Annotated in this window: 12 protein-coding genes and 1 pseudogene; 3 read left to right on the top strand and 10 right to left on the bottom strand. The window is 53.2% G+C overall.

Features of this window, described 5'->3' with window-relative positions; genetic code table 11:
- Positions 1–43: 43 nt before the first annotated feature.
- The gene (locus G5B47_RS07015; protein ID WP_165096039.1) at positions 44–676 is read right to left on the bottom strand and encodes a stalk domain-containing protein; all 633 of its coding nucleotides are present in this window, start codon (positions 674–676) and stop codon (positions 44–46) included.
- Between the two features lie 154 nt (positions 677–830).
- A complete protein-coding gene (locus tag G5B47_RS07010) occupies positions 831–1,595 on the bottom strand; it encodes a hypothetical protein (protein WP_165096037.1) in 765 nt (254 codons plus the stop codon).
- A gap of 277 nt (positions 1,596–1,872) precedes the next feature.
- On the opposite strand from G5B47_RS07010, the pseudogene G5B47_RS26160 reads away from it, so the two are divergent.
- Positions 1,873–1,929, top strand: a pseudogene (locus G5B47_RS26160) (hypothetical protein); the annotation flags it as partial.
- Positions 1,930–1,989: 60 nt separating this feature from the next.
- Positions 1,990–2,229, top strand: coding sequence for a WG repeat-containing protein (locus G5B47_RS07005; RefSeq protein WP_235949780.1), 240 nt, complete (start codon positions 1,990–1,992; stop codon positions 2,227–2,229).
- A 97-nt stretch (positions 2,230–2,326) separates the two neighbouring features.
- Here the strand turns inward: G5B47_RS07005 and G5B47_RS07000 are convergent, their stop codons facing one another.
- From G5B47_RS07000 to G5B47_RS06990, 3 genes are all read right to left on the bottom strand, one after another.
- On the bottom strand, positions 2,327–3,256 hold the full coding sequence (locus G5B47_RS07000) for a DMT family transporter (RefSeq protein WP_165096033.1): 930 nt from the start codon (positions 3,254–3,256) through the stop codon (positions 2,327–2,329).
- The gene (locus tag G5B47_RS06995) at positions 3,253–4,491 is read right to left on the bottom strand and encodes a multidrug effflux MFS transporter (RefSeq protein WP_165096031.1); all 1,239 of its coding nucleotides are present in this window, start codon (positions 4,489–4,491) and stop codon (positions 3,253–3,255) included. The genes G5B47_RS07000 and G5B47_RS06995 overlap by 4 nt, the downstream gene beginning before the upstream one ends.
- A gap of 178 nt (positions 4,492–4,669) precedes the next feature.
- Complete coding sequence (locus G5B47_RS06990; protein ID WP_165096029.1) at positions 4,670–6,022, bottom strand: RNA-guided endonuclease TnpB family protein; 1,353 nt, start codon at positions 6,020–6,022, stop codon at positions 4,670–4,672.
- Between the two features lie 259 nt (positions 6,023–6,281).
- Here G5B47_RS06990 and G5B47_RS06985 point away from each other — a divergent pair, with 259 nt between their 5' ends.
- A complete protein-coding gene (locus tag G5B47_RS06985; RefSeq protein WP_165096026.1) occupies positions 6,282–7,958 on the top strand; it encodes a glycosyltransferase 87 family protein in 1,677 nt (558 codons plus the stop codon).
- A 140-nt stretch (positions 7,959–8,098) separates the two neighbouring features.
- On the opposite strand, the gene G5B47_RS06980 is transcribed toward G5B47_RS06985, so the two are convergent.
- From G5B47_RS06980 to G5B47_RS06960, 5 genes are all read right to left on the bottom strand, one after another.
- Entirely contained in the window at positions 8,099–8,842 is a 744-nt protein-coding gene (locus G5B47_RS06980) for an SDR family oxidoreductase (RefSeq protein ID WP_165096024.1), read from the bottom strand.
- 66 nt (positions 8,843–8,908) lie between these two features.
- The gene (locus tag G5B47_RS06975) at positions 8,909–9,814 is read right to left on the bottom strand and encodes an SDR family oxidoreductase (RefSeq protein WP_165096022.1); all 906 of its coding nucleotides are present in this window, start codon (positions 9,812–9,814) and stop codon (positions 8,909–8,911) included.
- Positions 9,815–10,084: 270 nt separating this feature from the next.
- Positions 10,085–10,702: a TetR family transcriptional regulator gene (locus G5B47_RS06970; protein WP_206107263.1), complete on the bottom strand. Its 618-nt coding sequence runs from the start codon at positions 10,700–10,702 to the stop codon at positions 10,085–10,087.
- 215 nt (positions 10,703–10,917) lie between these two features.
- Positions 10,918–11,532 carry an alpha/beta hydrolase gene (locus G5B47_RS06965; protein ID WP_165096020.1) on the bottom strand — a complete coding sequence of 205 codons (615 nt, stop codon included), beginning with the start codon at positions 11,530–11,532 and terminating at the stop codon, positions 10,918–10,920.
- Positions 11,529–12,479 carry a ring-cleaving dioxygenase gene (locus tag G5B47_RS06960; protein ID WP_165096018.1) on the bottom strand — a complete coding sequence of 317 codons (951 nt, stop codon included), beginning with the start codon at positions 12,477–12,479 and terminating at the stop codon, positions 11,529–11,531. The genes G5B47_RS06965 and G5B47_RS06960 overlap by 4 nt, the downstream gene beginning before the upstream one ends.
- Positions 12,480–12,493: the final 14 nt, after the last annotated feature.

Here is a 12,493-nt window from a genome sequence, read left to right as displayed (position 1 = left end):
TATGCGAAAATTTTCAATATTTACACACAAGTAATACCATATTTTATATCCCAAAACTTGCTCCTGGAAACACTGTATAACGATCCAAATATTTAGCGGAGTTTGGTACGGCCTTCACCGACTTAATTTTACCTTCTTCAAAAGTAAAATTCCATTTTTCCACTTTAACTTTATAATCATCTTCTGCAGTTACACGTTGAACAATTCTCACGGTAAGGCCGTTGGTTTCGCGCGCGACAGCTTTTATATCAACAATGCTCCCCATATTGTAAGTGCCGGTAGGAAAACTTTCATTGTAGATATCAGTCGAGAAATTAGAGGTAACTAGATCAAGCACCCCTTGGTGATTTCTCTCGTCATAGGCCATGATCCACTTATAAGCCAAGTTCCGCTCCGAAACATATTGGACACTGCTATTTTCCAACTTAAAGTTTGGATCAGACTCTACGTAAACGGCCTTGTTCTTATTATCCCATTGGATATCAACTCCAAGCCCTTCGGAGATTACCCGTATTGGAACATAAACAGAGCCATCAATGATTTTAGGCTGTGTACTGGTTTTGACTTGATTACTGTTAACAAATATTTTTGGAACTGTAGTCGCTGCGTAAGCCCCAGCACTAAAAACAGCAGTAAGGACTAATCCAGCTAATCCAATTTTTATAGAACGTTTCACTAATACCCCTCCCAAATAACCATTTATGTATTGGATGAAAATTCACAGAATATGTTTCTATAAAATAGAATTATTTCAAAAAATATAATAATAAATGCTCAGCGTCTATTTTAAACCAAAAATGGGCTGCCCCAAGAGTAGGCAAGCTCCTTTTTTAATCTGCAATAAATTGCTTATTGCGAAGGTCTAATTTATAATGTATTTCCTTAGTATCCTTTTCAGGCGTACCAGCTCCTATTGGGGGATACACGACTAATTGTCCATTTTGATTCCCTAGTTCAGCATATAAGAGCGTTTTAGATGTTTTTTCTCCTTTCCGTATCTCTATAGGAAATACATCCCCATTTTGTTTATCTACTGCGAAAACATACGCTTCAAGACCATGCCCAGTACGATATTGCGGTGTTAGTAAAAAAATATCTGCTTCTTTAAAACTTACTTTATCAAAAGGTAATATTTTATCAGTTGGCTGCAAATACAAAAAGGCAGGCAACTCTAAAAGAACCTTATCATTGTTCCCCTTCCGATAGACAATTTTATAATTGCTTTGAAATGTCTGATCGCCCTCAGCACCCAGAACACTTGGAGCAATTAGATGTCCACGCTCTTCACGGTCTCCGGAAATCATTAATATCTTTCCATCTACAAGATCTGTTTCTGCTCGGATAGAAGGCGTATCACTAATAGTATCTAAAGAAATAGAATCGGAAAGAGTTGATTTCGAAAACTGGCTAACTATACCCCCTTCTGTTTCAGCAGGAGTAACCGTAGACTTTGGAGAAAAAGGCGTTACTGTTGCTGCGGATGATTCAGAGGTAGGTTTATCACCTGCCCCGCTTGGCTGGCTACTACATGCTAAAAGTAAGTTAAAGGACAGCAACGAAGATAGTATCATTATTTTCCTATTTATTGCAAACAACTCCCTTAAATGGTAATTATCATACTAATTATATGCAATAACCTCAAGAAATAAGTTTAAAACTTGTATTTTATTCTTTAAAAATATGCAACTTATCGGTAAAAAATAGAATAGAGGGAAACATGTGATCCGAACCCTGCCGACGCCCCTTCCCGGCAGGGTTCCCTCCGTTTTATTTATCTTCTTTGTGCTTCCGTAGCCAGCTTCCCATATAACAGCTTAGTATCGCGTGGAAATTCATCATGAAAGGGGATGATTCCCTTGGCCTAACACCAAGGGTGCACTGGCGATTCCTTGCAAGTATGCGGAAGGAGGATATTTTTCGGAGGGCGTGGCTCATGTTTCCATTCCCGACTCGGATAAACAGCTTATACTCGACCGGTCATGGAAAGTAATGCATGTGTTCCTAAAGAAATACGCCTCCGACTTTTATTTCACCGACGGCTTGGCCGTGGCCTACGCGCCGAAAGGCGGCAAGCTGGGTTTTGTCAATACATCCGGTGAATTGGCCACTCCTTATTTATACACTCATGCGCGCGGGTTCTCCGAAGGATTAGCCCTTGTCCAAAACAGTAAAGGGAAATACGGGTATATTAATGCAGCGGGTAAAACGGTCATCCTTTTCAATAAGTAGAAGTTTCACCCGGTAGAACGGAATAACTGATTGGTAATCTATAAAAAGAGCCGCGGCATCACGCCGCGGCTTAACGCATTTCTTTAAGCTTCTGTTCTTATAACTCCGCATTTTCACTTTCGACTTTTGCAAGATGACGCGCCAAAGTCCCTTTTTGCCCCACGGCTTTCCTAAACCGCCCGCCAATCAGTGCAATGCCCAGCAGAATGATCGCCAAACCGGCGACTGTATTCAGATAGACCGATTCATGCAGAAAAATGACTCCCCAGACCAATCCGAACACCGGAACTAGAAAGGTGACGCTCACCGTCTTGACCGCGCCCACACTTGCGATCAGCCGGAAATACAGCAGGTAGGCAAAGGCGGTGCATATGAGCGAAAGGCAGAGCACCGATAGTGCCGCCGCCATCGTAGGCCGCTCCGGCGGAGGAAATACCGCGACCAGCGGCAGCAGCAGGGCGGCCGCCCCAAGCTGCTGGCCGATGGCGAGCGTCAGCGGCGGCACTCCCTTGCCGACCCGGGCGGCGTACAGGCCCCCGAAGCCATAGGCCAGCGCGGCTCCGAGCGAGAACAATACGGAATACAGCATCGTCTTGTCCATCGGCTCGGGGCTCCAGCCGACCAGAATTCCGACGCCGGCCAGCCCCAGAACAAGGCCCGCCGCTTTGGAAAGGCCGGGTCTCTCCCCGCCGGTGCCCCAGGCCGCCAGGGCGGCAAAGATCGGCGTGGTCGCATTGAGGATCGCGGCCAGTGAAGCGCTCAGATGCAGCTCCGCCGCGCAGATGAGCGAGAACGGCAGTGCGGCGTTCAGCCCGCCCAGCAGGAGAAAAGGCTTCCAGCGCTTGCGCAGCCCGATAGGACTGCGCGTAAGGACGGCGTACAGCAGCAGAGCGCCCGCCGCGATGGCCACTCGAAGCTCGGTCGTCACGACCGGGCCGAAGACCGGCGAGGCGATACGCATAAACAGAAAAGAGGCTCCCCAGATGAGAGCCAGCAGCAGCAGCGCGGACAAATCTTTTCTGCTCATGGCCTCCGCCCCTTTCTTCTCGCCAGCAGGGCGTACGACAGGACGGAGCAAAGGCTTGCGCCCGCGATTACCGTTCCCATTGGCAGCGCCGTTTCTCCGCCTCCCAGGCCAACCAGCGGGGACACCAATCCGCCCATCAGCAGCGGAAGCAGCCCTAGCAGCGCCGAAGCGCTGCCCGCGTTCTCTCCCTGATCCTGCATCGCCAGCGAGAAGGTGGTCGTCCCTACGAGTCCGACGCTCGATACGACAGCGAATAACCCAATCAGCAGCAGAAGAAGTCCGCCTTCGGTCAAAATCGAATACAGCAGGAGCAGGCCGCCCGCTAAGCATTGAATAAGTCCCCATACAAGGACGCCTCTCTCCCCGACCCGTCCCGACAGACGGCCGGCGGCTTGCCCGGCAATGATGATGCCCAGACCGTTCACGGCAAAGATCAGGCTGTACATTTGCGGAGATACGCCGAACATATTTTGCAGCACGAAGGATGAGCCCGAAATGTAGGCGAACATCGCCCCGAAGACAAAGCTTTGCGACAAGACATACCCCATAAACCCGGGATTGCGCAGCAGCTTCCCAAAGGTCGCCAGCGTTTCTTTAAGCCCTCCCTTGGAACGGCGCTCCGGCGGCAGAGTCTCCGGCAGGCGCAGCCAGATCGTCAGGCAAAAAAGAACGCCGGCAGCGAACAGCACGAAAAAAACACCCTGCCATGTCGTAAACCGCAGCAGCTGTCCGCCGATTACCGGAGCCGCTATCGGCCCTAGGCCGTTAACGACCATCAGCAGCGCGAAGAACCGGGTCAGTTCGGAACCGGAGAACAAATCGCGTACGGCGGCGCGTGAAATGACGACTCCCACCGAGCCGGACAGTCCCTGGATCAGGCGCATCACGACCAGAAATCCGATGGAAGGGCTAAACGCGCAGAGCAGCGAGGACAGGGCATATACCGCCATGCCGATCATCAGCGGGCGGCGGCGTCCGTACACGTCGCTCAGCGGCCCCGATAGCAGCTGCCCGAGCGCCAGACCGATCAGAAAGCAGCTCAGGCTGAGCTGAACGAGCGCGGGCGAAGCCCCGAACGATCTGCCCAGCCCGGGAAGCGCGGGCAAATACATGTCGATCGACAGCGGGCCGATCGTGGCGACAGCGCCCAGAATAACGGCCAATTGAATTCTCAGCTTCCGGGAAGACCGGATGTCTGCCGGTTCAAGGCCGTTTACTTTAGAGGTTGTATCCATTTTTCTACCTTTCCGTTGCAGCAGCACGCAAGCTGTTTTGTATTTCTTCATACTAAAGTTTTGTATCTCTTAATACTAAAGGATGCGCTCCAAAAAGGGGAACTCTCCCCCACTTAGCTTACGCATGAAGTGGGGGCTTCTGTTGGCATCGATACAGGGTTGCACACGCTTGGGAGCTTCATGTTTGAAGTCTCAGTGCCTGTTGCACCCTAATGAGGGAAGCCAACGTCCAATACGTTCGTTTTGCCAATGAAGGGTCTTTTGCCTCCAAGGACAACCACCTCTTTTCAGATGTGGATTTTTGTATATTACGTAGCACGTATCGTGCGCCGATGTTATACGAGGCATTAAGGTCTGCGTGATACATTTTGCCTGTTGTGAATACAGCAACATCCCGCTTTGTGTTGCGTTGTACAAATCCACTGCCGTCAAAAGCAAGCGCACTGGTATTCGCCGGATTGACCATGGAAACCCGCATCCCCAAGAAATGCGCCATTTCGGTCACTTTCGTTTGGATGCGCCGTTTCGCCCAAAACTGGAGCTTGGCACGAAACCGCTTGGCTCCCCACGTTCCTTTAGGCAGACGCATCTTGCCTAAATACTCCATGACAATGACATCAGCGTGGTACTTTTGGGCAAAGGCGAGGATTTGATGCGCGGTATCGTGGATGATATGCGTCTGTAAGCCGTTCATCCGCCGCCAGAAATTCGGTTTTGCCCCTATACCGGATTGTCGCTGAGCTTGTTTCAGTTTGCCTGTGATTTGGCGCATCCGATCTTTTTCTTTGGCTTGGTTGATAAATGTCCTCGCCAAGACAGTGCCGCTTGCGTCCATCATGGAACAAACTGCGGAATTCGTTAACCCCAAATCAACGGCACACACCCGCTGCTTGGAATGTTCCGTCTGAGTCAACTTCACATCCCCCTTATAGGCGATATGAAGGGCATAGCGTTTTCCTGTTCGAACCAATGTGGGGCTGCATTCTTTCATGCTCCACACGTTACGTTTGAATAGGTCTTGCCCTTTAAAGGTAATGGGGAGCCAGACCCAATCCCCTTGATGAAATACCTTGATGTTGGCTGTCCTATCAGAGGTTCGAATGAACATGTTGCCTTTGTACAAGCAAGGGAACGCCTTATGCTGAGCCTGAAGTGTCGGCGGTTTCCTCGAAAAACGTTTCCCTTCTTGCAGGGCGTGTTGCCGCTCGGCTTGCCAAAGCTCAAAACGGGAATGATGACTTTTCACAATGCCAAACGCTTCGGCAATGGCACTTCTGCGGAAGTACGAAGGAAACTTATAAAAGCGTTGATCAAACTCGGCGTATAGCGGATTCGGATTTTGTCTGGTATGGTGAGTCAGCCGTTCTACCGCCGTCACCACGGCTTGGGTGGATAACGATTCCAAGGTGATAAACTGCTCTTGAATGACCGTAATCAAAAACGATAACGCTTCTTGATACACATGGAGAGTCGCATCCAGCATGCGGTGGTGAGATGTAATCGGATGTTTGAGTGTTTTGACCACCTTCATGAGACGCGCCTCCATCGTAATTTGATGGATCTAGCATAACACAAGAACATATGTTTGTTAAGCGGACGTGTCTAACCCCCACCTTCGCTGTTGGCTTAGAGGCGGGGGACTGCGACACTAAATCTGTTCAATACCAAGAATCATGCCGCTGGGCTGGCCGTTTCGCATTCTCCCTAATCCCATCGGCTATTCAGCATATCTTAAGGTCACGCTTTTATAATAAGGCCATCATTCGATACATAAAGGAGAGGAGAAGCCCATGACCCGGATTAAAAATCATAAATGGATCGCAGGCCTGACCCTGATGCTGGTGCTATCTCTTGGGATTTGCATCTATTCTCTGGCAAAAGTGAGCGGCAGCGGGGCCTCAGTCGAAACCGGCGCAGGCATGCAGTGGCGCGGCGGCGAAGGAGCCACGTTCCGAAGCGGGGAGCGAGGCGCGTTCCCAGGGGACCGGAACGGAACGCTGCCCCTCGGGCGGCAGAACGCGACGGACGGCGGTGCTGCGGAGGCAGGCGCAGGCGGCGGACAGCAGAGCGCCGCGGACGGCAGCAGCGGAGCTAGTGCGGCCTCCGGCTCCGGGAGCGGCCGCGGTTTCGCTGGAGGCGGCTTCGGAAGCGACGGCCAGTACGGGACGGCGCTGGCCGTTTACGCGGCGCTGTTCGCCGGGCTGCTGGCGGCGGCCTTCTATTATGCGAAGGCCGGCAAGCTGCGCATGAACGTGAGCCGCAGGGGGCTTGCAGTCTGCCTGCTGCTGGCCGCGGGCCTGTGCCTCAAGCTTGCCGCCGCCCCCTGGATTTCGGGTTACCGGGGCGACATCCGCTTCTTCACAACGTGGGCGCAGGCGGCGGCAAACGGCCTCGGCACCTTTTACGACACAAGCTCGAGCGATTATCCGCCGCTGTATGTGTACATTCTGTACGCGACTGGCAAAATCGTGACGCTGCCGCAGATCGAGCCCTATTTTCTGACGCTCATCAAGCTGCCCTCGATCCTCGCGGATGCGGTTACCGCCGGATTGCTGTATAAAGCGGCCAGCCGCTATCTAAGGTTCGAGACGGCCTTTCTGATCGCCGGCTTCTACATGTTCAACCCGGCGGTGCTGATCAACGCCACGTTCTGGGGGCAGGTCGACTCCTTTTTCACCATGCTCGTGGTCTTGTCCGTGCTTGCGATGACCCGCCGGAAGCTCGGCTGGGCGTCTTTGTTCCTGACCCTTGCCATTCTGATGAAGCCGCAGGGCATCATCTATACGCCTGTGCTGCTGTTCGCGCTTCTGCGTACGGGCAAGCTTAAGGCTTGGCTCAAAGCGGCGGCCATTGCCGCCGTGACTGTCGTAATCGCCGCGCTGCCCTTCTCTTCGGGCAAAAGTCCGCTGTGGCTCTATGAACTGTACAGCGGCACGGTGAACGAGTACCCTTACGCTTCGGTGAACGCCTTTAACCTGTTCGGGCTGCTCGGTGCCAATTACAAGGACTCTTCGTCCACGCTTCTGCTCTTCAGCTACCAGGTCTGGGGCCTGATTTTTATCGTCGCCGCCACGCTGCTGTCGGGCTGGTGTTATTTGCGCAGCCGCAGCGCCGCATTCGCATCGCTGTCCGCCCTGCTCCTGATATCGGGCGTATTCACCTTTTCGTCAAGCATGCATGAGCGATACCTGTTCCCGGCGGCAGCGCTGGCGCTATTGGCCTACGTCTATTTCAAAGACAGACGCCTTCTTTGGATGGCCTTCGGATACAGCGCCACCATCTTCCTCAATACGTATGCCGTCTACTACGGCTACGTAAGCCGCGACGGCCATGTCGGCTTCCTGCTGTTCTTCTCGGCGCTATTCAATATTGCCATGTGTATCCTGCTCGTCAAAGTGATGCATGGCCGGTCGCGGCGGCAGACCCAGGCGAATCATGCGCAGGCCCTCCTTCAGGAGCCGCTGTAACCTCACCCCCGGCAGGGTCCTGCTAACGCAAAGCAGCGGCGCTCCCCGAGACGAAGATTTAACGTCCCGGGACCGCCGCTGCTTTTTTATGCTGAAATCATTCTGCCTCGTCCGTGCCGTTGTCCCGCTCTCCCGCTCTGTTAAATAAATCCGCCGTTCACGCGCAAGGTCTGTCCCGTCACCCATTGGGATTCCGGACCGGCCAGGAACAGCACAACCTTCGAAATATCCTCCGGCTCAGCCAAGCGTCCGAATGAATTGGCACTGCCCACCGCCTTGATCTGCTCCTCCGTTTTGCCTACAGTAAAGAGTTCCGTGTTCACCGGTCCGGGAGAAACTGCGTTAATGGTAATCCCTTTCGGTCCGAGCTCTTTGGCCAGCTGGCGGGTGAACTGCTCCACGGCTCCTTTCGTTCCGGTATAAGTGCTATAAGTCGGGAGCATATGGCCAATCACCGATGTGGAGAAGTTGATGATGCGCCCGTTCTCCTTCATATGCAGCGCCGCCTGCTGGATGGCAAAGAACGTCCCTTTGACATTAATCGCAAACTGCTTATCGAAATCCTCCTCCGTCGTGTTTACGAGCGGCTTTGTGATCATAATCCCGGCGTTATTAACGAGGATGTCCACCTGCCCGTAAGCGTCCAGTGTCTTCTTAAACAGGCTCTCGACTTCCGCCACCTTGCTGATATCCGCCTGAATCGCCACCGCTTCTCCGCCGCTCTGTTTGATTCCGGCCACCACTTCTTCCGCCTTCGCCGGGCTGCTCGCGTAGTTAACGACAACCTTTGCCCCGTGCGCCGCCAGCTCCTCCGCGATTGTTTGCCCGATGCCGCGCGATGCGCCCGTTACCAAAGCTACTTTGCCTGCAAGATTCTTTTCCATTATATATCCCATCCTTTTTTTGTATTTGTTTATTAACTTCCTTGCTTTCATTTAAAAATCAATCGATTACTGCAAAACAGTTGGTTTCAACAGTTCCTCCAAACCAAGGCGATGTACAAATTCAATGCGCAGCTTCTCCGACAGCTCCGTCACTTCGGCCGCGCCGTCATTCACGAAATCGATGACCGAACGTGCAGGGCGGCTTCCAGCCGGCAGGCTGACGATTCGGGCCACTTCGTCCGCGACCGCTTGCGGATCGGCATCCGGCGGAGTCAAGGCACTCAAGCGTTCCCCTACCTCGTCAAGCAGGCCGTTAATACGGTCATAAGCTGCCGAGGTCTTCTCATCCTGAGGATGGCCCGCGCTTGGAAAATGGGATGTCCCTTGCGTAAAGGCGCCGGGTACGACAAATGACGTTTCGATGCCGAACTTCGCAACTTCGTAAGCCATGGTCTGGGCCAGGGAGTCCATAGCGGCTTTGGCGGCTACATAAGGTCCGAGGAACGGCGGGAAACCGCCGCGTACGGTCGTGCTGCTGATCCAGAGCAGGAGGCCGGATTGCTGCGCCCTCATGTACGGCAGCGCCGCCCGGTTAACCCTCTGCGTACCCAGGACATTCGTATCGAACACCTTGACCATTTCTTCCGGCGAGAACGCTTCGACAACCCCGACGACCAAGTGGCCGGCATTGTGCATCACAACGTCCAGTTGTCCTTGCTCCTCAATGATCGTCTGCACCGCTCGATCCGCGGATTCCTGAGAAAGCACGTCCAACTCCACGACCTTAATCTTGTAGCCGTTCACTGCGGCGTATTCATGAAGGGCTTTCGCTTTCGAAGCATTGCGCCCCTCTACGTCGCGCATGCTGGCGTATACGGTATGACCGGCCGCGGCGAGCGTACGAGCGGATAAATTTCCGATTCCCGTACCTGCGCCCGTTACGAGCACAACGCTCTTTTTACTTTGAGTCATGTTTAACATCTCCTTTTGGGGTTGGCTCTGCTGAGCCTTATCGTCCAAAATCTCGTTTGCGTGTTCTTGTTGTTCTTGATGACTTGATTATAGAATGACACAAAACAAATGTCAATTAACAAAATTGTTTTTTTGTCATTTATTTATCTGGATGCTGTCCGATGCTTGTCATCGGCTGCCGAATGCCTTTTCCGCGTCATCACGGACGAAAAAAATACGCCTCTTAGAAACAAACCCGGAATAACCCGTTCTGTTTCTAAAAGGCGTATTTTACTTAAGGCCGGAAAGAATCAAGCGCCATACCGTTTCGAAGTCTTCGTCGATCATTTCGGACGACCATTCCTGGGCATGGGCAGGATGATGAAAGCTTTCTGTTGCCATGAACACAGCCCTTGCAATGGCATCCGCGGAATCCGGTTTGAATTCCCCCGCCTGCATGCCGCGTTCGATAATCGATGCAATCTGCTTTATCAGGCGATTGATGTGCATCGCGATCATGTCCCCTATTCTCACAGTAACGTCTGCGTACATGACAAACATCTCGGGATCATCCGAAGCATGCATCCGCTTCTTCTTTATGAGCGTCTCCACCCACAAGCGCAATTGCTCCGCGGCACTCCCCTCAGCCCTATCCGCAATCTCCTGCAAAGGTTCGGCAATGCTTATATCCAGCCATCTCTCCGTAACGGCCTCCCTCAACGCAGCCTTGCTCGAGAAATGCCGATACAGCGTTCCGTGACTGACTTGAAGGAATTTGGCTATATCTATAACGGAAGTTTTATCTGGCCCATAACGCCGCAGCACCTGTTCCGCGGCATCCAAAATCATCTCTTTCGTCAACGGCGATTCGTTCGTCATATTAATTAAGAAGAGCAATCGTTCTGTCATTTTAAAGCCATGGATCGACCGCTCATCATTCCCCCCTTGTGTTCCCCATCATAACATAAAGGCACATAAAACCAATATCAATATCATGATTTTGTCACTAAAAAAGGATGCAGAACCCGGCATACCGCCGTAATTCTGCATCCTTCCGTTATGATGAACGGGATAGAAGCGGCGCCTGCTTCGTCCCGGAATTGCCCGTTAAGCAAGCATCCGGCTTAAGCCTCGAAGCTTTGGCGATCCAGCCAATTCTTCGCGGCCTCCGCTTCGGCGGCGCTCACCCGGTGCCCCTGATTGCTCCATTGCACGGTTACGTCCGCGCCCGCGCCGGCCAGTAGCTCCCGAAGCTCTTCGGTCTCGGCCTTTGAAATGAGCGGGTCGTTGACCCCCGCTCCGATGAAGACGGACACGCCGCTTAAGGACGGCGGGGTCAGCCCCCGCAGCGGAACCATCGGATGCAGCAGCACCGCGGAAGAAAATACATTTCCGTAATGCAGCAGCAGACTGCCCGCAATGTTGGCTCCGTTGGAATACCCGACGGCGGCGAGGCGGGACGAATCGAAGCCGTATTTCACCGCCGCCTCGTCCAGAAAGGCCTTAACTTCATGCGTTCGGGCAATCAGATCCGCTTCGTCGAATACGCCTTCCGCCAGGCGGCGGAAGAAACGGGGCATCCCGTTCTCCAGCACGCTGCCGCGTATCCCGAGGACGGAAGAGCCCGGAGAGAGCATCTCGGCGAGCGGAATCAGATCATGCTCGTCGCCGCCCGTTCCGTGAAACAGCACCAGCGTCGGTTTCGTGGAGTCCGAGCCTTCGCGGAAAATATGAATCATTCTGACTTCACCTCGATTTCCCGCACCTCAAAAGGTGCCAGATTGGTCTCAATCGCCGCCCGGTGCGGCTCGTACCATGCCGGGAGCATCAGCTTCTCGCCCAGATGTTCGGAGTCCTCGTCAACTGCAAAGCCCGGAGGATCTGTCGCGATCTCGAACAGGATGCCGCCTTCTTCACGGAAGTAGATGGCGTTGAAGTAATTCCGGTCCTGCACCGGAGTCACTTGAAAGCCCCGGCTTTGTACGAAGTCTTTCCACTCCAGCTGCTCGGCGTCATCCTTGGCGCGCCACGCAATATGATGCACCGTACCGCTTCCCCCCGCCCCAAAAGGCAACGGGTCGGTCTTGATATCCACAATGTTGCCGTACGGACCCTCCGCTCTGAAGCGCACATAACCGTCTCCTTCGGCAATTCGTTCAAAACCGAGCGTGTTAACCAGCGTATCTTCCGTACTAGCTGGATTTATGCTGTACAGCACCGCTCCGCCGAATCCCTTAATGGCATGCTCTACCGGAATGCCGCCGAACGACCAGTTGCTCAGCGGACCCTCCTCCCGCTCCACCAGTTCAACCCGCAGGCCGTCGTAATCGGCCAGGGAAAGGTAAGTCTCCCCGATGCGGTGAACGGTGGTGTAAGGGATGCCGTAGGCGTTCAGCCGTTCTTCCCAGAATCCGAGTGAACCGGCGGGTACAGCATAGGTCGTCACGCCGACCATGCCGCTGCCGATTCTTCCCTTACGTCCGATAGGCGAAGGGAAGAACGTGATGATTGTGCCCGGCGCGCCGTTTTCGTTGCCAAAGTACAGGTGATAGACCTCAGGCGCGTCGAAATTGACTGTTTTTTTCACAAGCCGTAAACCAAGAATGCCTGCATAAAAGTCCGCGTTCCGCTGAGCGTCCTGAACGAACGCTGTAATATGGTGAATACCTGCAGTTTGAAGTGTCATAATAATCATTCTCC

The sequence above is a fragment of the Paenibacillus apii genome, from assembly GCF_011043685.1.
Lineage (GTDB): Bacteria > Bacillota > Bacilli > Paenibacillales > Paenibacillaceae > Paenibacillus_AQ > Paenibacillus_AQ sabinae.
The sequence above is the reverse complement of the archived record's forward strand: the minus strand, read 5'-3'. Positions and strand labels throughout refer to the sequence as shown.

What these genes read in the sequence shown, in the direction of transcription:
- G5B47_RS06980 (WP_165096024.1), bottom strand. Translation starts at nt 8,842, where the DNA reads ATGGAAAAGAATCTTGCAGGCAAAGTAGCTTTGGTAACGGGCGCATCG.
- G5B47_RS06965 (WP_165096020.1), bottom strand. Translation starts at nt 11,532, where the DNA reads ATGATTCATATTTTCCGCGAAGGCTCGGACTCCACGAAACCGACGCTG.
- G5B47_RS06995 (WP_165096031.1), bottom strand. Translation starts at nt 4,491, where the DNA reads ATGGATACAACCTCTAAAGTAAACGGCCTTGAACCGGCAGACATCCGG.
- G5B47_RS06990 (WP_165096029.1), bottom strand. Translation starts at nt 6,022, where the DNA reads ATGAAGGTGGTCAAAACACTCAAACATCCGATTACATCTCACCACCGC.
- G5B47_RS07005 (WP_235949780.1), top strand. Translation starts at nt 1,990, where the DNA reads ATGCATGTGTTCCTAAAGAAATACGCCTCCGACTTTTATTTCACCGAC.
- G5B47_RS06960 (WP_165096018.1), bottom strand. Translation starts at nt 12,479, where the DNA reads ATGACACTTCAAACTGCAGGTATTCACCATATTACAGCGTTCGTTCAG.
- G5B47_RS06970 (WP_206107263.1), bottom strand. Translation starts at nt 10,702, where the DNA reads ATGACAGAACGATTGCTCTTCTTAATTAATATGACGAACGAATCGCCG.
- G5B47_RS06975 (WP_165096022.1), bottom strand. Translation starts at nt 9,814, where the DNA reads ATGACTCAAAGTAAAAAGAGCGTTGTGCTCGTAACGGGCGCAGGTACG.
- G5B47_RS06985 (WP_165096026.1), top strand. Translation starts at nt 6,282, where the DNA reads ATGACCCGGATTAAAAATCATAAATGGATCGCAGGCCTGACCCTGATG.
- G5B47_RS07000 (WP_165096033.1), bottom strand. Translation starts at nt 3,256, where the DNA reads ATGAGCAGAAAAGATTTGTCCGCGCTGCTGCTGCTGGCTCTCATCTGG.